The sequence below is a fragment of the Microbacterium sp. genome, from assembly GCF_036566905.1.
GTDB lineage: Bacteria > Actinomycetota > Actinomycetes > Actinomycetales > Microbacteriaceae > Microbacterium.
Genome location: NZ_DATCVK010000238.1, coordinates 1 through 20,612, shown reverse-complemented (window position 1 = coordinate 20,612; position 20,612 = coordinate 1). Strand labels below are relative to the sequence as shown.

General features: G+C 69.5%; 23 protein-coding genes and 2 tRNA genes. 4 read left to right on the top strand and 21 right to left on the bottom strand.

What is annotated here, in order from left to right; translation table 11 throughout:
- The 7 genes from VIP82_RS21975 to VIP82_RS21945 form a co-directional block, all read right to left on the bottom strand.
- Window positions 1–403: hypothetical protein (locus tag VIP82_RS21975; protein ID WP_331912589.1), on the bottom strand; the 403-nt coding region annotated here is incomplete at its 3' end.
- Entirely contained in the window at window positions 400–1,149 is a 750-nt protein-coding gene (locus VIP82_RS21970; protein ID WP_331912587.1) for a RibD family protein, read from the bottom strand. The genes VIP82_RS21970 and VIP82_RS21975, both read right to left, overlap by 4 nt.
- Window positions 1,146–2,081 (bottom strand): lysylphosphatidylglycerol synthase transmembrane domain-containing protein, encoded by a 936-nt coding sequence (locus VIP82_RS21965; protein ID WP_331912585.1) that lies wholly within the window; start codon window positions 2,079–2,081, stop codon window positions 1,146–1,148. The genes VIP82_RS21970 and VIP82_RS21965 overlap by 4 nt, the downstream gene beginning before the upstream one ends.
- Window positions 2,082–2,086: 5 nt before the next feature.
- On the bottom strand, window positions 2,087–2,917 hold the full coding sequence (locus VIP82_RS21960; protein WP_331912583.1) for a class I SAM-dependent methyltransferase: 831 nt from the start codon (window positions 2,915–2,917) through the stop codon (window positions 2,087–2,089).
- A complete protein-coding gene (locus VIP82_RS21955; RefSeq protein ID WP_331912581.1) occupies window positions 2,914–3,927 on the bottom strand; it encodes a glycosyltransferase family 4 protein in 1,014 nt (337 codons plus the stop codon). Before VIP82_RS21955 ends, VIP82_RS21960 begins: the two co-directional genes overlap by 4 nt.
- Complete coding sequence (locus VIP82_RS21950) at window positions 3,924–4,319, bottom strand: 6-pyruvoyl trahydropterin synthase family protein (RefSeq protein WP_331912579.1); 396 nt, start codon at window positions 4,317–4,319, stop codon at window positions 3,924–3,926. The genes VIP82_RS21955 and VIP82_RS21950 overlap by 4 nt, the downstream gene beginning before the upstream one ends.
- Window positions 4,316–5,350, bottom strand: a complete 1,035-nt coding sequence (locus tag VIP82_RS21945) for a zinc-dependent alcohol dehydrogenase (protein WP_331912577.1) — start codon at window positions 5,348–5,350, stop codon at window positions 4,316–4,318. Before VIP82_RS21945 ends, VIP82_RS21950 begins: the two co-directional genes overlap by 4 nt.
- A 20-nt stretch (window positions 5,351–5,370) precedes the next feature.
- On the opposite strand from VIP82_RS21945, the gene VIP82_RS21940 reads away from it, so the two are divergent.
- Window positions 5,371–6,123, top strand: a complete 753-nt coding sequence (locus VIP82_RS21940; protein WP_331912575.1) for a CDP-alcohol phosphatidyltransferase family protein — start codon at window positions 5,371–5,373, stop codon at window positions 6,121–6,123.
- A 4-nt stretch (window positions 6,124–6,127) separates the two neighbouring features.
- Window positions 6,128–6,559, top strand: coding sequence for a hypothetical protein (locus VIP82_RS21935; RefSeq protein WP_331912573.1), 432 nt, complete (start codon window positions 6,128–6,130; stop codon window positions 6,557–6,559).
- A gap of 74 nt (window positions 6,560–6,633) precedes the next feature.
- Here VIP82_RS21935 and VIP82_RS21930 read toward each other — a convergent pair whose 3' ends face one another.
- The 4 genes from VIP82_RS21930 to VIP82_RS21915 all read right to left on the bottom strand — a co-directional run bounded on the left by VIP82_RS21930 (window position 6,634) and on the right by VIP82_RS21915 (window position 9,317).
- Entirely contained in the window at window positions 6,634–8,004 is a 1,371-nt protein-coding gene (locus VIP82_RS21930; RefSeq protein ID WP_331912571.1) for an MFS transporter, read from the bottom strand.
- A gap of 167 nt (window positions 8,005–8,171) precedes the next feature.
- Window positions 8,172–8,405 carry a hypothetical protein gene (locus VIP82_RS21925; RefSeq protein WP_331912569.1) on the bottom strand — a complete coding sequence of 78 codons (234 nt, stop codon included), beginning with the start codon at window positions 8,403–8,405 and terminating at the stop codon, window positions 8,172–8,174.
- A 75-nt stretch (window positions 8,406–8,480) separates the two neighbouring features.
- Window positions 8,481–8,687 carry a hypothetical protein gene (locus VIP82_RS21920; protein WP_331912566.1) on the bottom strand — a complete coding sequence of 69 codons (207 nt, stop codon included), beginning with the start codon at window positions 8,685–8,687 and terminating at the stop codon, window positions 8,481–8,483.
- A 108-nt stretch (window positions 8,688–8,795) separates the two neighbouring features.
- A complete protein-coding gene (locus tag VIP82_RS21915; RefSeq protein WP_331912564.1) occupies window positions 8,796–9,317 on the bottom strand; it encodes an SRPBCC family protein in 522 nt (173 codons plus the stop codon).
- 97 nt (window positions 9,318–9,414) lie between these two features.
- Between VIP82_RS21915 and VIP82_RS21910 the strand changes: the two genes are divergently transcribed.
- Window positions 9,415–9,891: a winged helix-turn-helix transcriptional regulator gene (locus VIP82_RS21910; protein ID WP_331912562.1), complete on the top strand. Its 477-nt coding sequence runs from the start codon at window positions 9,415–9,417 to the stop codon at window positions 9,889–9,891.
- Between the two features lie 45 nt (window positions 9,892–9,936).
- Here VIP82_RS21910 and VIP82_RS21905 read toward each other — a convergent pair whose 3' ends face one another.
- The 7 genes from VIP82_RS21905 to VIP82_RS21875 form a co-directional block, all read right to left on the bottom strand.
- Window positions 9,937–10,605, bottom strand: a complete 669-nt coding sequence (locus VIP82_RS21905) for a DUF4166 domain-containing protein (protein ID WP_331912560.1) — start codon at window positions 10,603–10,605, stop codon at window positions 9,937–9,939.
- A complete protein-coding gene (locus VIP82_RS21900; protein ID WP_331912558.1) occupies window positions 10,602–11,228 on the bottom strand; it encodes an SRPBCC family protein in 627 nt (208 codons plus the stop codon). The genes VIP82_RS21905 and VIP82_RS21900 overlap by 4 nt, the downstream gene beginning before the upstream one ends.
- Before the next feature lie 218 nt (window positions 11,229–11,446).
- Complete coding sequence (locus tag VIP82_RS21895; protein ID WP_331912556.1) at window positions 11,447–12,334, bottom strand: aldo/keto reductase; 888 nt, start codon at window positions 12,332–12,334, stop codon at window positions 11,447–11,449.
- A 151-nt stretch (window positions 12,335–12,485) separates the two neighbouring features.
- Window positions 12,486–13,415: a carbohydrate ABC transporter permease gene (locus tag VIP82_RS21890; RefSeq protein WP_331912554.1), complete on the bottom strand. Its 930-nt coding sequence runs from the start codon at window positions 13,413–13,415 to the stop codon at window positions 12,486–12,488.
- Window positions 13,412–14,368 (bottom strand): carbohydrate ABC transporter permease, encoded by a 957-nt coding sequence (locus VIP82_RS21885; RefSeq protein WP_331912552.1) that lies wholly within the window; start codon window positions 14,366–14,368, stop codon window positions 13,412–13,414. The genes VIP82_RS21890 and VIP82_RS21885 overlap by 4 nt, the downstream gene beginning before the upstream one ends.
- Window positions 14,369–14,473: 105 nt before the next feature.
- Window positions 14,474–15,823, bottom strand: a complete 1,350-nt coding sequence (locus tag VIP82_RS21880; RefSeq protein ID WP_331912550.1) for an ABC transporter substrate-binding protein — start codon at window positions 15,821–15,823, stop codon at window positions 14,474–14,476.
- 44 nt (window positions 15,824–15,867) lie between these two features.
- Window positions 15,868–17,958 (bottom strand): beta-galactosidase, encoded by a 2,091-nt coding sequence (locus VIP82_RS21875; RefSeq protein ID WP_331912548.1) that lies wholly within the window; start codon window positions 17,956–17,958, stop codon window positions 15,868–15,870.
- Window positions 17,959–18,071: 113 nt separating this feature from the next.
- On the opposite strand from VIP82_RS21875, the gene VIP82_RS21870 reads away from it, so the two are divergent.
- Window positions 18,072–19,109 (top strand): LacI family DNA-binding transcriptional regulator, encoded by a 1,038-nt coding sequence (locus VIP82_RS21870; RefSeq protein ID WP_331912546.1) that lies wholly within the window; start codon window positions 18,072–18,074, stop codon window positions 19,107–19,109.
- A gap of 177 nt (window positions 19,110–19,286) precedes the next feature.
- On the opposite strand, the gene VIP82_RS21865 is transcribed toward VIP82_RS21870, so the two are convergent.
- The 3 genes from VIP82_RS21865 to VIP82_RS21855 form a co-directional block, all read right to left on the bottom strand.
- A tRNA-Met gene (locus tag VIP82_RS21865) sits at window positions 19,287–19,360 on the bottom strand.
- Window positions 19,361–19,395: 35 nt separating this feature from the next.
- Window positions 19,396–19,467: transfer RNA gene (locus VIP82_RS21860), tRNA-Thr, on the bottom strand.
- 62 nt (window positions 19,468–19,529) lie between these two features.
- Window positions 19,530–20,612, bottom strand: a 1,083-nt coding sequence (locus VIP82_RS21855; RefSeq protein ID WP_331912545.1) for a M23 family metallopeptidase, incomplete at its 5' end; no start/stop codon positions are given.

The following is a 20,612-nucleotide window of genomic DNA, read 5'->3' as shown; positions in this document are numbered from 1 at the left end:
CGATGATGGCCGCGGCCGCCGCGACGAGAGCAGCTGCCGGCGCGCCGCCGATCGCCGCCGCGACGACACCGTAGGCGTCGCCGAGCTGCAGCCAGTCCAGCGGCACGAAATGGATGCCGAGCGCCGCCTCATAGCCGAGGTCGATGGCCGCGAGCGCCACCGCCAGGCAGACGAAGAGCCCGAACGCGGTGGCGAGCGCGACGCGCAGCGGGCGCCATGGCGTCACGGCCAGGACGAGCAGGATCACGATCGACTCGGCCGGGATCCGCACGAGAGCCAGCGCCGACCCCGTCGCGAGGACGCCGGGCACGAGCGGCAGGATGACGAGCAGGACGACGGATGCCGCGATAGCGACGCGCCCCCGCCATGCCCGGCGCGCCCGGCCGCCCGGCGAGGTCCTCACGGAATCTCGGCGGCGACGGATTCTCGTCCGGCTTCAGTGCTCTGATCCTCGAGCATGCCGAACCGATCGGAGAGGGCGTAGCGAAGCAGGACGACGTCGCCGATCTGGCACGTGTCGGCCAGCCGGGCGCGGCGCGAGGCCGTCCACGGAAAGGCCGCAGGCCCCACGACACGCGGCGCCCGCGCCTCGCCGACGAAGAAAGGGGCGATGACGAGATGGAGCTCGTCGACGAGATCCGCGCCGAGGAACTGCGTCAGCACAGTGCCGCCGCCTTCCACCATGAGGCTCCGCACTCCCCGGTGAGCAGCGAGATCATCGAGCAGTGCGGCCATCATGACGCAGTCGTCGCCGATTCCGACGACGGTCGCACGATCCCCCAGCCGTCGCCGCAGCTCCGCTACCCGGTCCTGCGGGCAGTAGACGATGCGAGGCCCCTCCCCCGTCGTGAAGAACGCGGCGTCCGGGGCCAGGTCGCCACTCGCCGTCACGGTGACCTTCGCCGGGGACTCCCGACGGCCGGAGGCCAGGCGTCGCGCGCGGCGGGCGGCATCCCGCACCAGCAGGCGGGGGTTGTCCCGGCGCACCGTCGACGCGCCCACCATGATCGCGTCATGGAGGGCACGCACGTCGTCGACACGGTCCAGGTCGGCCGCGTTCGACATCGCCAGCCGGTGGGGCTCGGCGCTGTCGAGGTAGCCGTCGATCGACATCGCGCAACTGAGGGTCACGTAGGGTCGCTCGCTCATACGGATCTCCTCCTCCCGATGATGCCCCTCCGCCGCGGGGAACGGAAGCGGTCCGCCAGCAGGGCAATGGCGCCGGGGACGACCGCGACGACCGTCAGCACGCCGAACGCCGTCGAGACGGCCACGCCTGCCGCAGCACCGAGCCCCGCGAGGGCGAAGGCGGCGGCGGCGACCGCCTCGCGCGGCCCCCATCCCCCGATGCTGAGCGGGATCGCCGCCCCACCGAGCACGATCAGCGCCACGAGCGCGAGCTCGGCGACTCCGGCGTGGACCCCCGCCGCCAGACCCGCGACGACGAAGGTGGCCGCATGCGCGGCGACGACGACGACCGACGCACCGGTGATCGCGAGCAGCGTCAGCGGCCGGGACACCACAGGCCGCAGCAGGCGGTACTCGCGGCCGAGCAGCGAGCGCCCCCGCCGGCTGAACGCCACCGCGGCGACGGCGACGAGCGCGAGCACGACGATGCCTCCACTGAGCCACGCCAGCGGCGCCAGCGGCGAGGTCAGCCCGAGCGGGAGCAGGATCGCGAGGGTCAGCACGATCTGCACGAGCTGACCGGCGATGCGTTCGGCCGCCACCGCGCGCGCGGCGAGGTCCAGCCGGTCGTGGTCGCTCCCGTGCACGTACGCGCGCTGCACATCGCCCAGCACGCCGCCGGGGAGCACGGTGTTGACGAACTGGGAGCGGTAGTACGCGGTGAACGCGTCGCCCCACGCCAGCGGCAGACCGAACCCCGTCGAGACCATCCGCCACCGCCAGGCGGCAGCGGCTGTCGCGACCGCCGCGAGCGCGACCGCGGCGAGGATCGTCCACGGCGAGATGGAGGCGAGTCCTTCGACGAACGGTGCGGCGCCGACCACGGCGGCCGTCGCGACCACGACCGCGACCGCCGCCGCGATCCGCGCCGCCGTCCGCAGTCGCGGGGGCATGCTCCTCAGCCGGGCCACGCCAGCAGGTCCTCATGCGACACGCTGACCCGCAGCCGGCCCGCCGCGGCCTGCGCCTGACGACGACGGCGGTACCCCTCCGCGTCCTCGGCGAGCTCCGGCCGCCATTCGACGGCGGCATCGACCCACCCGTCCAGCCACTCGGCGACGAGGGCGCTGTCCCGCCGCTTCAGGCGCCACGGTGTCGCCGCTCGGCGCACGTGCCAGCCCGCGTCGGCGAAAAGACCCGCGGTCACGGCGACCGCGTCGGGCCCCAGCATCCGCCGCCCGTCGACGTCGCGGCGCTGATGGTCGTCGAAGGCGGCGCCGAGGTCACGCTCGACCGCATCGTGCGCCTCGGACGGCCGCACCCGCACCGCCCCGGTGACGGTGAGGCTGAAAAGAGCGGGCGTGCCGGCGGCGACGCACGCCGCGACGACGTGGGCGGCCTCTGCCCGTGTGATCACATCGAGGAGAGCGGATGCCGTCACCGCCGATGCGCCGTGGAAGGCGTCGATCGGGAGCTCGGCGAGGTCCTCGACGACGACCTGCGCGTCGATGGGACGGCCGGCGGCGTCGGCGACCGCACTGAGGTCGAGGTGCTCGACGATGTCGGCGTCCCCGTCGCGGAGCACCCACCGCTGCGGGCCCGGAAGCCGCGGCGCGAGCCAGCGGGTCATCGATCCGGTCCCCGCCCCGAGGTCGTGCAGCACCACGGGCGGAGAGGCCGCGGTCAGCATGCGGGCGAGCTCGTGTGCGAGCTCCCGAGAGCGCGCGGCATCGTCGGCCGGCGCCCGCAGCGCGAGCCAGCCGGCGGTCGCCGTCGAGATCGAGGTCATGCCGCCTCCAGAGCCCGGGCGACGTGTGCGACGGTGTCGGACCACGTCGGCAGTGAGGCGCGGGCCGTGACGGCCTCGCGCCGGAGTCGTGCCCGCAGCGCCGGGTCCGACATCCATGCCTCCAAGGCGTCGGCCAGCGCAGCCGGGTCGTCGGGACGGACGAGGACGCCGCCCCCACCGGCGAGCGCGTCGGGTATGCCGCCGGCCTCGGAGCCGACCACCGGGATCGCCCTCGCTCGCGCGTCGGCGATCGCCATGCCCCAGCTCTCGACCCGCGACGGCGCGACGAGCAATGCGCTCCGGCCGTACGCCGCGGCGAGGCCGTCCTCGTCGAGGACACCGGTCAATTGCACGCGGCCGTCGAAGGCAGCCGCACGCTCGGCGATGTCCGCGGCGAACCCCGGGAACGGCTCGGACGACCCGACGATCGCGCACGTCCAGTCCGGCGTTCGCAGCCGTGCGAGCGCGTCGAGCAGTATGTCCTGCCCTTTGTGCGGCGCCAGCACGCCCACGCACAGCAGGTCCTTGTCGGACCCCGGCGCGCCGGCAGGGACGGGCTGCACACCGGGGACGGCGACAGTGATCAGCGACGGATCGGTCAGTCCGCGCCGGGCCAGCTCGCCGGCGGTCCAGCGACTCGTCACGATCACCGCGCGGGCGGCCGCCAGCGCGCGGCGCTCGGCATCCACTGCGGCATCCGTGGCATCGGGGAATTCCGCCACCACCATGTGCGCCAGCACCACCAGCCGCAGGCGCGACGCCTCCTCTTCGAGAACCGCCGGCACCCAGCCCGCCGCGAGTCCGTCCACGAGCACCAACGCGTCGTCGGGTGCACCGCGGAGAGCGGATGCCGCTCCCCCGGCGTCCGCCACCTCGAGAGCCTCCACCGTCCAGCCGCGGGCGGGCAGCCCGTCGCGGATGTGCCGGTCGTAGACATTGCCGCCGCTCACGCGCCGCGGATCGTCGACCCCTTCCGGGACGAGGAAGCGGACCGAGGGGCCGCTCGTCACAACGGCACCTCGTATGACGCCCAGGCCACGTGCGACTCGTGGAGGGTGACCGCGATGCCTGTCAGCCGCGCCGCTCCGACCGCCCCGTCGCGCACGCGCGCCGCCAGCCGGTCGCCCACGATCTGGCACAACCGCTCCGTTGTGGTGTTGACGCCGCGGAGGTCCGGCTCGTCATCGAGGTTTCGGTAGGTCAGCGCGCCGACGATGTCGCGCACCAGGTCGCCTGCGCGGCCGATGTCGACCACCACCCCGTCGGCGTCGAGCTCGTCGGCGCGGAACGTGGCATCGACCAGGTAGGTCGCGCCGTGCAGCTGCTGCGCCGGTCCGAAGACGTCGCCGTGCAGGCTGTGGGCGATCATCAGGTGGTCGCGGACGGTGACGCTGAACGTCATGCGGTGCTCCAATCGATCGTGTGGCAGAGTTCCCCGGCCGTGCCCGCGGCGAGCGCGGCGGTGATCTCGGGCAGCTGTCGCCAGGACGATGTGCCGCCCAGCAGCAGGTCGAACGCCGGATCCTCCAGCAGCCGCAGGGCGACGGCCAGGCGATCGCGTGTCGTGCGAGTGGACCGCCGACGCGCTGACACCGCACCGACCTGGCTGGAGCGCATCGTGAGTCGCCGCGAGTGGAAGTCCGCGCCCAGAGTGATCGGCACCGGCTGGCTGCCGTACCAGCTGGCGACGATCACCTCGCCGTCGGTGGGCGCCAGTCGCAGGGCGAGCTCGAGCGCCGCTCCGCTGCCGCTCGCCTCGATGACGACATCCGCCTCGGGCTGCGGCTCGGGCGGGGCGAGTGCGAACTCCGCACCGAGCGCTCGAGCGAGCTGCTCCTTCGCCGGGTCGACGTCGACGAGGGTCACCTCGACGCCCGGGATGCCGCACGCCACGCGCGCGATGGCGCAGCCGATCATGCCTGCGCCGACAACGACCACGCGGTCACCGATCAGCGGAGTCGCATCCCACAGCACGTTGACCGCGGTCTCGACCGCGCCCGCCAGGACGGCCCGGCGGGGCGGAACGCCTTCGGGCACCGGGACGAGCACGTCGAGGGGAACGACGTAGCGCGACTGGTGCGGGACCAGGGCGAAGACCGTGCGGCCCACGAGCTGCGCCGGGCCGTCATCGACCGTGCCGACGTTGAGGTAGCCGTACTTCACCGGGAACGGGAAGTCCCCGCCTTGGAACGGCGCCCGCATGCGATCCCGCTCGGATGCCGGCACCTCGCCGCGCGCGACGAGCCCCTCCGTGCCGCGGCTCACGCCGGTCCAGAGGGTCCGCACCGAGGCCTCGTTGTCGGATGCGCCGGGCAGCGACTCCGACCGGAACTCGCCCTGCCCGGGGCCGATCGTCCACCATGCGCGCGCGGCATCCGCGGGATCGGGATGAACCGCCGCGGGTATCTGCGTCGTGTCCCCCGTGACCGCCATAGGGAGTACACGGAGCACACATGGGAAAAGTTCAGTGGGTCCCCTGGTGGTGGGTCGCAGCAGGCGCAGGAGGACTGGTCGCCATCGGCGCCGCCGTCCCGCTGTCTCCGACGGCGAGGGCGCTCGGACTCGCCTACCTGGTGGTGTCCACCGTGCTGCTGACGGTCGGGCTCCGCCGTCGGGGCGCTCTCCGGTTCGGGCCCGCGAACGCGGTCACCGCGACCCGCTCGATGTTCGTCGGCCTCGTCACGGCGCTGACCGTCGCAGCGCTCGAGGGCGCGGCATCCACCGTGCTGTTCGTCACGCTCGTCGCCTGCGCTCTCGTGCTCGACGGTGTCGACGGATACGTCGCCCGCCGGACGGCGAGCGAGAGCGAGCTCGGCGCCCGGTTCGACATGGAGGTCGACGCGTTCCTGCTGCTCGTGCTGTGCGTGTACGACGTGAGGCACGTCGGCTGGTGGGTGCTCTCGATCGGCCTGATGCGGTACGCATTCGTGGTCGCCGGCGTGGTGCTGCCGTGGATGCGCCACACGCTGCCGCCGCGGTACTGGCGCAAGGTCGTCACCGCCGTCTGCGGCATCGCCCTGACCGTCGTCGCGGCGCAGGTGCTGCCGCCGGAGGCGAATCTGGCCGTCGCGGCTGCGGCGCTGCTGCTGATGCTCGAGTCGTTCGGTCGCGACGTCACGTGGCTCGTCCGGTTGAACCTCAGCGGTCGCGCGCTCGTTTCCCTCGAGAAGGCCTCGACGACCTCACCTCCACCGGAGAGCAGGTAGCACCATGACCACCGCATCCACCGAGACCGCCGGGCGCGTGCTCTGGACCATGCGCATCCTCAGCGCGATCGCCCTCCTCGCGGCGGGCGCCATCCATCTGTTCCTGGTCTTCAACGGCGTCGGCGGCATCCTGGGCGTGATGTTCGTCCTCAATGCCCTCGCGGCGCTGGTGCTCGCGATCGCGATCCTGGTGCTCCGCGGCCGGCTGCTGCAGCTGGCGACGGTGCTGAGCCTGCTGTTCCTCATCGCCACGCTGCTCTCCCTGATCCTCGCGCTGACGGTGGGACTCTTCGGCATCACCGAGACGTGGGACTTCATGCTCGTGCCCGAGACGGTCATCGTGGAGTCGATCGGCATCGTGATCCTGGCGATCACGACGGTGCTGGTGTTCCGCAGGGCGCCGGCGATGGCCCCGACAAGACGCCAGGGCGTCTGAATCCCTGCGGCTCGATCGCCGAGGACGGCGAACGCCCCGCCACGAGTGGCGGGGCGTTCCTGGTCTCGGACCGGTCAGGCGTCGGCGGTCACCTTCTCGGCGGCCAGCTTCTCCTCGTCGAGGCGGTCGAGTTCGTGCAGCGACGAACCCTTCGTCTCGCGCAGCGACACGGCAGCCACGAGCGTGATCGCCGCCGCGATCGCCAGGTAGACGGCGACGGGCACGTACGAGCCGGTGCTCGCCAGGAGGGCGGTCGCGATGATCGGTGCGAGCGAGCCGGCGACGATCGACGTCACCTGGTACCCGAGCGAGACGCCCGAGTACCTCATGCGCGTCGGGAACATCTCCGACATGATCGCGGGCTGCGGTGCGTACATGAAGGCGTGGATGAACAGCCCGAGGCTGATCGCCGCGACGATGATCACCGGGTTGCGGGTGTCGAACATCGGGAAGGCCACGAAGCCCCAGGCCGCCGCGCCGATCGTGCCGATGATGTACACCGGCTTGCGCCCGAGCCGGTCGGTCAGGCCGCCGATGAGCGGGATGACGATCATGTGGACGATGTGCGCGATGACGAGCAGTCCGAGGATCTCGGAGGTGTCGACCTCGAGTGCCACCGCCAGGTAGGTGATCGAGAACGTGACGACGAGGTAGTACATGATGTTCTCGGCGAAGCGCAGGCCCATGGCGGTCAGCACCCCGCGCGGGTACCGCTTGATCACCTCGAGCACGCCGAACCGCACCGCCTTCGACTGCTCGACCTCCTTCTGCACCTCGAGGAAGATCGGCGCGTCGGTGACGCGGGTGCGGACGTAATAGCCGATCGCGACGATGACGACCGACAGCCAGAAGCCGATGCGCCACCCCCAGGAGAGGAACTGCGCCTCGGTCAGCGTACGGCTGAGGACGAGGAGGACCACGGTCGCCACGAGGTTGCCGATCGGCACCGCGGCCTGCGGCCACGACGCCCAGAATCCGCGCGTCCTGTCGGGCGAGTGCTCGGCGACGAGGAGGATCGCACCGCCCCACTCACCGCCGACCGCGAAGCCCTGCGCGAAGCGGAGTGCGACCAGGAGCGCCGGCGCCCAGTAGCCGATCATGTCGAACGTGGGCAGGCATCCCATCAGGAACGTCGCCACGCCCACGAGGATGATGGCGAGCTGCAGGAGCTTCTTGCGTCCGTACTTGTCGCCGAAGTGGCCGAACACGATGCCGCCGAGCGGGCGGGCGATGAAGCCGACGGCGTACGTCACGAACGCGGCGATGATCGGCGCATAGGGGTCGTCCGACGGCGGGAACATGATCTTGTTGAAGACGAGCGTCGCCGCGGTGGCGTAGAGGAAGAACTCGTACCACTCGACGACGGTGCCGGCCATCGAGGCCGTGACGACCCGCCGCAGACTCGATTGCTTCATCGGCGCGGGGGATTCCGGGGTGGATGCCATGCGCTGGTACCTCCTTGTAGAGCGCGGAAGCGGCTCGGGGGAAGCCGCTCTGCGGGACGATACCTGACGCACGATTCAGGTTTCAAGGGGCGCGGCACTCTCCGGAGTGAGAAATTCTGCCGAACTTCTCATTTCCGGCTCCGCAGAGCGGTTCGACACGCCTCGGGTCACTCCCAGGACGCGACGAGCATCCAGTGCCCGTCCACCTCTTCGACATCCATGACGCGCGTGCGGTGATCCACATCGCTGCGGGCGGTGAACCGCCAGCTCTGGAAGAGCCGCCCGCCGTCAGATCGTGTCGGCGTGTCGATGATGCGCCACCGCTCCCCCTCGACCACCAGACGCACCGGCCGCTCGCGCTCGCACCAGACCTGAACATCCTCTCGGGCAGCCATACGCATGTTGTTCTCCTTCATCGAATCTATGTTCGATTCTAGGACGCGTGAAAGCAGCACACAAGCGCAGATGGCGAGAAGTCAGGCGGACGCGGAGCCGGCGTCGGCGCCCGCCTCGACCGCAGCGAGATGAATCGCTGCCACGCCCTCGCGGAGGGCGCCGACAGGCGCTTCCACGGTCTCGTACTGGGAGGTGAATCCGTTCTCGTCGACCACCGTGATGGTCACCAGCACGTGACCTCGACGCGGCAGTCGCGACGAGGTGCGGGCGAATCTCTTCGTCTTCATGTCCCCTCCGCGTCTCACCGTAACGGCACCCGCCGACACCGGGGCGATACACGCCCGGCGCAGGCGACTCACGTCGACGATGGGACCGCTGCGACCGGCACGCGTCGGCTAGACCGCCCTGCTCCGAGCGCCCGCGGTCGCCACCTGACGATGAAGCTCGTCGTGGTCATCGGTCGTCAGCGCCTCGTCGCCGCCGAAGATGTACGGCGCCCCTGCCCCGGTCTCGATGAGCGCCTTGAGACTCCCGTTCACGAACATGCCCCATGCGTTGGCGCACACCTCGTAGCAGTCGTCGTCCGCGGTGAGGCCGTCGTGCGTGAAGGTCACCTGCGTGCGCCCGTCGACGTCGGCGATGTCGAAGCGGACTGTGGTTCCGTTCCACTCCTGCTTGTCGGCGACGAAGTCGAGGTAGCTCCCCGTCACCAGCCACGAGACCTGTCGGCCGGGTTCGAGGGCGGTCACCCGGAATCCGCTGTAGTGCAGTCCGGGAACCACGTAGACGAATTCGTCGTCGACGGCGGTGGTCGAGCCTGTGATCCGTCCCCACCAGCTCGAGACGTCGTTGATCGCGTCGTACGCCTTCTGCGGCGAGGCGTCGACCGTGATCGTCGTCGTGAAGTTCGCAGTCATGTCCGTGCTCCTCTGCTCGCGACCGGTCGGTCGACTTGCGTGATGCAAGCGATCCTAGCCGTCACCACTTGCATCACGCAAGTGCTAGATTCGACCCATGCTGGGCAAGACGTACGACTCTCAGGTGTGCTCCATCGCACGGTCGCTCGAACTCGTCGGAGAGCGGTGGAGCCTGCTCATCATCCGCGACGCCCTGTTCGCGCGCGTGACCAGGTTCAGCGACTTCCAGCACAACCTCGGGATCGCGACCAATGTGCTCACGTCGCGCCTCGAGTCCTTCGTGGCGAGCGGCATCATGGACCACCGGGGCGCAGCCGAGTACGTGCTCACGCCGAAGGGCCACGCGCTGGCGGTCGCCCTCATCGCCCTCACCGAGTGGGGCGACGAATGGGCCTCGCCGATCGACCCGCCCATCCTGTACCGGCACACCGTCTGCGACGGAGAAGTCCACGCGGCTGCAGCCTGCGAGACATGCGGCACGGTACCGGCCGACGAGATCGGCATCCGCATCGGTCCCGGGATGCCGCCGGAGTACCTCGCCGCACGGCGAGGCGGATCCCGCGCGACCGCCTGACAAGAGGGCTGGCCGCAGGGCGCCGCGCCGCGATGGCGGCGCGCCTCAGACCCGGGCTTCGTGCCGGCGGGGTTTGAGGCGTTCGGGCGCGTCGGTGGCCGGCATCCACTCGCACTCGAAGCTGCCGCGATAGCCGAACAGGAACCCGAACCAGCGGTTGTGGACTTCGAGGTCGACGTGGAACCGCTGGTCGGCGTCGTCGAAGTACTCGCGCAATCGCGCGCGCCCACTGAAGATCATCGGGAACCGGAAGCCGATCGGGCCCTCGTAGAACCGCTGCGCGCCCGATGTGAGCAGCAGCCCGCCGTCCTGGTCCACGCTCAGCTGCAGATCGACCGCGAGGTGCTGGTGGGTGCCGAGGTAGTCCACGATCCGGTCCTGATCGAGGATCATCGTGGCGTCGAATCTTCGCCGGTGCGCGCCGATGCGGTATTCGCGCACGAAGGTGACGGTCTCCCGGCCGAGCGGGTCGCGGTAGGGATAGTTCTCGATGACGAACGGGACGTCGGCACCGATGTCGGGGATCAGGATGTTCCGCAGGCGCCCGACCTGCAGGAACGGGATGGTCCACCACGGCCCCCGCCGGATGGTCGTCATCACTCCCCTGCCCACGCACGCCTCCGCGGAGTCCAGGCCCACGCCGAACCGTCGCTTCATCATGGGATGCAGGCGGCCGAAGTCGTCGCCGAGCGCCCGCTCGAAGATGGAGGTCATGCGCGTACTCCGGGGTCGGGCAGGGCGGCCAGGGTCATCGGCGCGTTCTGCAGATGGTCCGCGCGGCGCCGGCCGGACGCGGGCGCGCGGCGGCAGCGGCCGGCGCGAGGTCGATCCGGGCGCCACCACCACAGCGCGCTCCACAACGGCCATCGCTCCGGAGGGACCCCGGTCTCGAGCCAGATGCGCAGCCGGTCGAAGCTCCAGGCGGTGGCCCAGCCCAGGAAGGGACGGACCACGACGTCCAGCACTCCCCACCCCGGCGTGTAGTCGTAACCCGTGACAAAGGCGATCCCGCCGTCGTGCGGGACATAGCGCCAGTACCCGCGCCCCTCCCGGATCGGCGACAGCGGATCGTGCGTGTGGAACCGCAGCGCGGAGGTGCGGGCGCCGTCCGCGCGCTGCTTCTCGCCGATGCTCACACCGGTGCCGCTGATGCGGTGGAACGGCACACGCCGTTCGTACGAGAAGGCCGTGGCACCGGCATCCGTCAGTCCGGTCGGAGTGATCCGCGTGAACCGCACATCCCACCTGACGTGCTGCTCCGGGTCCTGCGTGGCCGCCCACACAGCCTCGAGGTCGGCGGCGATCGTCGCCTGCACGTAGATGCCGCTGCGCCTCACACCTCGACGCTACGACACCGAGGGCCCTGCTCCCCGACATGCTCGTCTTCGATCTGGCCCGATCAGGAAACTGCGGATCGTCGGTCGGCGCGGCATCATCGACGCCCTCGCCCCGTTCGAGGTGGCGAGGGCCACTCGGATGCACCGGCGTCCAGGTCAGCCCGCTGCGGGTGGGCACCCGGTCGTCGCGCGGGAGTTCTCCTTCTCTGTTTCGCGGGTCACGCTTCGGGGATCTGCCGGGTGAAGAACGCTTCGCGGGGCTCATCGGGATCGGGTCCGCCCCGGACGCCGGTGTCGAGCGCATCGATGCGGGCGATCTCCTCGCCGGCGAGGTCGAAGTCGAACACGTCGAAGTTCTCCGCGATCCGGCTCGGGTTCGTGGACTTGGGAATGACCGAGCGGCCGTGCTGGATCCCCCACCGCAGCATGATCTGCGCGGGGCTCCTGCCGTGCGCCTTCGCGATGTCGGCGATCGTGTCGTCCTGCATGACGGAGCGCCGCTCGTCGCCCCACGGCCCGGGGTAGAAGGTGATCCCGCCGATGGGCGACCACGCCTGGGTGAGGATGCCGTGCGCGGCGTCGGCGACCTGCACGTCGGGCTGGGCGAAATACGGGTGCAGCTCGACCTGATTCACCGCCGGGACGACATCCGTCTCGGCGAGGAGTCGCTCGAGGTGGTGGGGCATGAAGTTGCTCACCCCGATCGCCCGCACCTTGCCGTCAGCGAGGAGCGTCTCGAGTGCTTTGTATGCCGCGACGGTGTTGTCGAACCGGCTGGGGATCGGCTGATGCAGGATGAGCAGGTCGAGGGTATCGACGCCGAGCTTGCGCGTGGACTTCTCGAAGGCGTGCAGGGTCTGGTCGTAGCCGTAGTCGGTGACCCACACCTTGGTTTCGATGAACACCTCGTCGCGGTCGACGCCGGAGGAGCGGAGTCCTTCCCCCACCTGTCGTTCGTTGCCGTAGGCCGCGGCGGTGTCGATGTGCCGGTACCCGACGCGCAGGGCGCTCTCGACGGCGGCAGCGGTCTCCTCGGGCGGGCTCTGGAAGACACCGAGTCCGATGGGGGGCAGGGTGACGCCGTTGTTCAGGGTGAGGTCGATCATGTGGGTGCCCTTTCGTTCCTGCATCCATGCCATCACCGCGGCGGGATCGGTGGCAGTGTCGGGTGTCCCAGGTACTGGCGGAACTCCCCTCGATCACGGTGACCGTCGTGAGTTGCTGTGCACCCGCAGGACCGCATCACGCGCGCCAGGTTCACCCCTTGACGCTTCCCGTAGCAAGTCCGGACTGCCAGTACCGCTGCAGAAAGAGGAAGGCGACGATCAAGGGCAGGATCGAGACGAAGGACCCCGTGATCACAGTGGAGAACAGGGCCTGTGTGCCTCCGCCCGCCGATGCCGCCGCCTGGAGCTGTGCGAGACCGACGGTGATCGGGTACAGGTCGGACGAGTTGAGCATGATGAGCGGGAGGAAGTAGTTGTTCCACGTCGCGACGAGGGAGAACAGGAAGACCGTGACCAGCCCCGGGCCGAGCATCCTCAGGCTCACCTGCCAGAAAGTGCGGAACTCTCCCGCGCCGTCGACCCGCGCGGCCTCGATGAGCGTGTCGGGGATGGCGTCGGCGGCGTAGACCCGCATGAGGTACACCCCGAACGGACTCACCAGCGACGGGATGATGACGGCCCACGGCGTGTCTGTGAGCCCCGCCTGCGAGAACAGGAGGTAGGTGGGCAGCGCCAGGGCTGTCAGCGGGATCATGATCGCGCCGAGCGTGGAGCTGAACAGCACCTTCTTGCCGGGGAAGTCGTATTTCGCGAAGGCGTACCCTGCCATAGCCGAAAGCACGGTGGCCCCGAAGGCCGCGACCGTGGCGTAGACCACGGTGTTCAGCAGCCATCGGACGAACAGTCCGCCGCGAATCGTGAACAGCGTCTGCAGGTTCTCCCAGAGGGAGAGTTCTGGCGCGAACCACAGCCCGAAGGTGGAGAACAGTGCCGAGTTGTCCTTGGTCGCGGAGACGAACAGCCACCACAGCGGCAGGACGAAGTACAGCACGCACAGCCACAGCACGATGGTGAGCGGAAGGCTGCGTCGCCGTTCCGGTGCGAAATGGCGGTTCCCCCCGCGTCGCCCGCTGCGGGTCGCACGGCCCGTGACGATCGTGCGGGTCTCGGTGGCGGTCATGCGAGCCCCCTCCGCTCGCGACGGGCGCTTCGCTCGGTGCCCAGCTGCACGAAGTACGAGAGCACGGCGATCACGAGCCCGAGAAGGAACGCGATGGCGGCGGCGTAGTTGAGCTCCTGATTGATGAACGCCAGGTTGTACGCGTAGTAGTTCGGCGTGAAGGAGTTGGTGATCGCGTCAGGTGCGATCGCGTTGAGCAGGCTCGGCTCGGCGAAGAGCTGGAACGTGCCGATGACCGAGAAGATCACGGTCAGCAGGATCGCGGGGCGGATCGCGGGGATCTTGACGCTCCACGCGAGACGGAACTGGCCGGCACCATCGATCTCGGCCGCCTCGTACAGCTCACCGGGGATGGACCGCAGCGCCGCGTACATGATGATCATGTTGTAGCCGACGAACTCCCACGTGACGATGTTCATCATCGAACCCAGGATGTTCTCCGGCGAGAGGAAGTCGGGCGTGCCGAACCCGACGGCGCGCGCCATCTGAGCGATCGGACCGAAGTCGGGACCGTACAGGTAGCCCCACATCAGGGTGGCCACAACGGCGGGAACGGCGTAGGGCATGAAGATGAGAAGCCGGATGCCCTTCGACCCGCGAGCGCGCGCGGTGTCGAGCGCGAGCGCGAAGAACAGAGACAGGCCGAGCATGATCGGCACCTGGACGACGAAGAACAGCGCCACCCGGCCGAGGCTCGCGAGGAACTGCGAGTCGGTCAGCGCGCGGACGTAGTTGGCCAGGCCGGCGAACACGTCGCCGCCGATGAGCTTGCTCTCGAACAGGCTGAGGTAGCCCGCGTAGACCAGGGGGATCACGAGCATCGTGATGAACACGATGAAGAACGGCAAGAGGAAGAGGTATGCGGCTCGATACTGCTTCCGCTTGGCGGGGCTGACGCGCCGCTTCGGCGCGGGTGCGGGACGCGCGGCAGGCAGCGCTGATGCGTTGGCCACGGGGTCTCCTTTCGATGGATGCGGCGGGCCGGCGTCGAGCGCCGTTCACCGAACTCGGTGCCGTTCGGAGGCGGCGCCCGCCGCGCGCGGCGGGCGCCGCCGACCTCACTCGACGGTGAAGCCCTGGTCCTCTGCGTACGAGACGAGCTGGTCCTGCCAGGTGTCGAGGGCGGCGCCGATGTCGCCCTTGGCCGCGATCACCGTGCCCATGGTCTCTTCGTACGTGGAGTACACGTAGTCCATGAACGGCAGCCACTGGAACTCGGTGTCGACCGTCTGCGAGATCTCGGCGAACAGCTCGTTCACCTTCTGTCCCCCGTAGAACTCCGACTCCTGGTCGACGAACGCCGGGTCCTCGAGCACCGACACCTGCGGCGGGAACAGGAACTGCTCCGTCGCCAGCTTCATCGACGACTCCGCATCGGTGTTGATGAACTTGGCCAGCTCGTACGCGGCGATCGGGTTCTCGCTGGAGGCGAGGACCGCGTCGGACGAACCGCCCCAGTTGCCCGAGACCTGATCGCCCTCCGACCACTGCGGCAGCGGTGCCGCACGCCACAGGCCCGAGGTGTCGGCCGCCGTGCCCTGGAGGAAGATCGGCCCCCACGCCGCGGTGAGCCACCCGGCGTACTTGCCGCTGGCGAGCCCCTGGTACCAGGTGTCGTTGAAGTCCACGTCGGTGGAGATCAGATCGGCCTGGATGAGCTCGGTCCAGTAGTCGGCGACCTTCTTCGCCTCGGCGCTGTTGACATCGATCGAGACGGTCTCCTGTCCGTCATAGCCGAACGGCTTGATACCGGCCTGCCAGAAGAATCCGATCATCTGGCCGGCCTGCGTGGCGCCGAGGTTGGAGATGTACGAGCCGGTCGTGCCCTTGACTGCCTGGGCGGCGACGGCGTACTCGTCCCACGTGGCGGGCGGCTCGGTGATCCCCGCCGCGTTGAGGATGTCCTCGCGGTAGAGGTTGCCCATCGGGCCGACGTCCTGCGGGATCGCCCACACCTCGTCGCCGGGAGAGACCTGATTCCACGCCCAGCCGACGAACTCGTCCGAGAGGTCGTCACCGCCGTACGGCGCGAGGTCCAGAAGGGACTCGGGGAGGACGAACGAAGGGATGTACTGGTACTCGATCTGCGCGACATCCGGAGCACCCTCGCCCGCCTCGATCGCGCTGCGCAGCTTCTGGTAGTGCGGCAGCCCCTGGCCGACGTTCTCGACCTTCACCTTGATGTCCGGGTACTTCGCCTCGAAGAGATCGACTTCGTTCTGGATGTCGGGGACCCAGGTCCAGAACGTGAGCTCCGTCGGCGTGCTCATCGCCTCGTCGATCTGATCCTGTGTGATCGGTCCCTGCGCGGCGCCGTCATCCTCGCCCGGGGCGCACCCGGTGAGGAGCACCGCGACCGTGGCCGCGCCGACGGTCAGCGTCGCTGCTGTTCTGCGTGCCTTCTTCATGATTGCTCTTTCTTCTCGGTGGGATCGAGAGATCCCCTGGGTGCTCACCTTCCGACCAGGCAGCGTGTGGACCACGCCGGAAGGGAGATCTCGGTGCCCGCCGTCAGCTGCTCCGTCGTGACGGCGTCCTCCAGGTCGACGCGGGGAGTGAAGGCCTGCGCTTCGCCGCTCCAGTTGAAGAGGAACCACACGCGCCGGCCGTCGGGGAGCGAGCCCGAGCTCACGGTGACCGGGAGCGCGCGCGCCGTCACGATCGCGTCGGCATGGAGGGTCGGCGCGGCCCAGCGCAGGATGTCGGCCGCCAGAGCGGCAGAGGGGACGGTGCCGACGACGGTGATCCGCCCCTCGCCATGCTCCTGCGACGTGACCGCGGCGAAGTCGCCGAAGCGGGGGTGCTCGTAGCGCATGAGGGTGTCGGCGCCGCTCGGGAGGAGGCCATCCGCCCACATCGTCGCGGTCGCACCCTCGGACAGCGGCAGGGCCGCGTCCGAGGAGACGGGCAGCGCCTCCTGAAGGTTGGAGAATTCCTCGTAGCTGACGCCGGCGGCATCCGACAGCATCGCCGGCGCGACAGCCACCCGGGCGCGAGCCTCCTCGTCTCCGTATCCGGTGCGGATGCCCACGATCAGGTGGCCTCCGGCGGCCGCGTACTCGCGCAGGAGCTCGAGGTGGTCATCCGTGGCGACGTACAGACCGGCCGCGATGAGAACCGGGAACCGTTGAGCCAGTTCCTTCGCACCCCATGAGAGCGCCTGATCGGGATGCAGGACGCGCGCCTGCGCACCGCTGTCGATGACGCCGCGATGGTACGCGTCGAAGATGCGGGCGTAGGAGTCGCGATCCGGCTCCCCCGTTGCGGTGGGGAAGGTCGGGAAGAACTCCAGCGCGAAGCGCGAATCGTTCGACCAGAGGAGCGCGACGTCCGCGTCCGGTTCGTATCCGTCGAGCAGATCGCCGATCGCCGCGAGGCCCGCACCGACCTCCGCGAGCTCACGGTAGACCCGCCCTGGCTGGAGGCTGTGAGGCAGGATGCCTCCCCAGTACGTCTCGGTGCCGTACGGAAGCGAATGCCAGTGCCAGTACTCGATCATCGCCGCACCGCGTGAGACGAAGGCGAACGCCGCCTGGGCCAGCTGGCCGGGATAGGGCGGCATGTTGAAGTCCGAGCCGCCGATGGACTGCGCATCGGTCTCGGTGACGAGGAACCTGCGCTGGTTGGAGGAGAACAACCGGTCCGCTTGGCGGAACAGCGATGCGACCCCGCTGGTCGTCCACGGTGTGATCGGGGCCAGATCCTTCGTCGCGTCCAGGTGGTCCTGCATCGCGTAGTACGGGTTCCCCGCCGTGATGTCGAGCGATCGGACGAGCTTCTCGTCGTCCAGTCCCGGACGCGGGTAGGCGATGCAGGTCGTCACGAATTGCTCGGGCGTCGCGTACTCGCGCACGATGTCGGCCTGCCAGGCGATGAACTCGCTCGTCAGCTCCGCCTGGTATCGACGCCAGGCCAGGTCGTACTGCGGCAGCGAGTTGCCATCCGGCGTCCACAGGTCGGACCAGTCGGACAGCCGGTGCGACCAGTAGGTGAGGCCCCACTCGCGGTTGATCGTGTCGACGTCGCCGTACTTCGCCGCGAGTCGCCGCACGAACCGCCGGAACGTGCCGCGGTTGTGGAAGAGCACCATGCCGGGCTCGTTGTCGACCTGGAAGCCGATCACCGCGGGATGTGCGGCGTACCTGCCTACGACGGCCCGGATGACGCGCTCCGCGTGGAAGCGGAACGCGGGGTGCGAGTAGTCGACCTCCTGTCGCGCGCCCCAGGGCATCGGCCTGCCGGTGCCGACCTCGGCGGCGATCTCGGGGTAGGCGCTCTGCAGCCACGGCGGGACCGCGTAGGTCGGAGTGCCCAGCACGACCGCGATGCCGCGTGCGTGTGCAGCGTCGAGCACCGGCTGCAGCCACTCCAGATCGAACTCGCCGTCACGCGGCTCCCATGTCGACCACACCGACTCACCGACGCGGATGACGGTGAAGCCTGCGGCCTTCATCAGGTCCAGATCCAGTTCGACGCGATCCGACTGGTGGTACTCCGCGTAGTACGCGGCGCCGAAGAGGATGCCGGATCGGGCGAGCTGCATGGGTAACTCCGTTGTCGTGACGTAGGGGCATGTTTTCGGAAACATGGGTGCCGGGTCAGTATGTTTCCGATAACATCGCGATGTCAAGCGACAATCGAGGAACCGTGACTGAAGTGACCGAACCGCAACCTCCGACGCCCGTCGCGTCAGGGCGGGCAGCGACGATCTACGACGTCGCTGCGGTCGCCGGCGTCTCGCACCAGACGGTCAGCCGATTCCTGACCGGCTTCTCGGGAATCCGCCCCGAGACCAGGGCCCGCGTGGAGGCAGCGCTCGCCGAGCTCGACTACCAGCCGAACCTCTCCGCCCGGAGTCTCAAGTCGGGGCGCCCCCACCGGATCGGCGCCCTCGTCCACGACGAGACGGAGACCGGCCCCAGCCTCACCGCGCACGGCGCGACGATGGAGGCGCGGGAGTCGGGCTACCTGCTCGACCTGATCTCTCTGGACGCCCACGACCGCGACTCGATCGAGAAGACGCTCGCGTTGATCGGGCCGAACTCTTTGGCCGGAGTTCTCGCCCTCGCGTCGACGGATGAGATGGTCCGCGCCTTCGATGCCGCCCGCTTCACCACGCCGGCATTCGTCCACACCGAGGCCGACGACACCCGTCTGGCCAAGACCGATGTCTCCCGCGTCGGCATCCCCGCCCTCATCGCCCACCTGCGCGGCCTCGGCCACCGCCGGGTCGCCCATGTGAGCGGCCCGGCGAACTGGTCTGCCGGCCGCAACCGGGCGCGCGCCTTCGCAGCGGCGGTCGACGAATTGGGTCTGGCCCATGCCGGCGAGCTGGCCGGTGACTGGTCAGCACGGTCCGGCTTCGAGGCCTTGGCAGGCCTCGAGGCTCTCCCCGACGCGACCGCCTATGTGGTCGCCAACGACCAGATGGCGATCGGCACCATCCTCGCCCTGAAGAGACGAGGCCTGCGCGTTCCGGGCGACGTCAGCGTCGTCGGCATCGACGACCTCCCCGAGTCGGCGTACATCGATCCGCCGCTGACGACGCTGCGAGTCGACCACGCGGCGCGAGGGCGAGAGGCGGTCGCCTCTCTCATCGGGCAGATCGAGGGGGTTGCTCCTCGGCCCGTGCACATCGAGGTACCGCACGTGGTCGTGCGCGAGTCGTCCGGCCCCGCCCCGGCCCATCGCTGACAGGCACTCAGGAGGTGGCCTGCGACCCGACCGCACGCCAGGTGCCGCCTTCCGCCAGCGGAGCGGCCAGAACGTCATGGAAGCCAGCCAGGCATTCGAGCAAGCGCTCGCCGAGCCCTGACGCCATCGGCGCAAGAAGAAAGCCCCGGAGAATCGGCGAGATTCCGGGGCTGTCCGTAGCAGGAGCGGGGCTTGAACCCGCGACCTCACGATTATGAGTCGTGCGCTCTCACCAACTGAGCTACCCTGCCGCACGGCATCCGTGGTGAATGAAATGGATGCTGCGAGCCCCGAGTCAGGATTGAACTGACGACCCCTTCCTTACCATGGAAGTGCTCTGCCACTGAGCTATCGGGGCGTGCTGCCTGCGAGCAGGCAACTAGAAGAGGATACCAGAGGCGCGGCATCCTTCCGAACCGGTCAGCCCACCGTGTGGGTGCCGTCGGTGTACTCCTCGAGCCACGGCCAGGGGTCGATGGCGGTGGTGCCGTTCTTGAGGATCTCGAAGTGCGTGTGGGCGCCGTAGGAGCGTCCGGTGTTGCCCGTGTGGCCGATCACGGTACCCACCGTGACCTGCTGGCCGGGGGTGACCTGCAGGGACCCGTACTGCATGTGCGCGTAGTGGCTGGAGACGAGCTGACCGTCGATGATGTGGTCGATGATCACGTGCACGCCGTAGGCGCCGCCGGCCTCCGATGCGACGCGGACCGTGCCGCCCGCGATGGCCTGCACGGGCGCGCCGTTGCCCGGCGTGAAGTCGATGCCCTCGTGCATGCGACCCGAGCGCATGCCGAACCCGTACGACATCGTCACGCCGACCGCGAACGGCCACTGGATGTTCGAGTTCGGGTTGTTGTGGAACAGGTTCGAGAAGTTCTTGATCCCGGCCTCGGACGCCAGCTGAGCGGTCGTCGTGGTCGTGTAGTTCTCGGTGCGCTGGAGCGTGTCGTTCTGCGCGTCACCCGGCGCGACGTACGCCTGGATCTCGGCCTCGTCGATCACCGGCACCGTGTTGTCGCCCACGGCGACGACCGACAGCGACGCGTCGGTGCCGTTGACCGCGGCGACAGCCTCGGCCGGTGTCGTCATGCCGACGGCCATGAGGCCGACGATGCCGAAGACGCCCACCGAGAACGACGCGGTCGCGACGCGCTTGAAGGCGGCACCACGGCGGGCCGGCGAGCGGCGGGGAGCGGTGTGCCGGGCGGGCTCGGCGTGGGTTTCGGGCTCGGCCTCGTCGGCAGCTTCCGCGTTCTGCACAGGAGTCTCGCCGGTGAAGGCGAACAGGCGCGAGGCGGCCTCGAACTCGTCGACATCGGATGCCGTCGGCTGCGGAATAGGACCGGTGAGGGGTCCGACACGCTCGGGGCGGGGGTCGGCGTGCACCTGCGATGTCGACGTCGGCGTCTCGGCCGGCTTCGACTCGGGCGCGGCGGTCGGGCGCGGAGCGGTGGCCCCCGAGGCGCCGGCTGTCGGCTCAACGGTGGGGGCCTGCGACGCGGC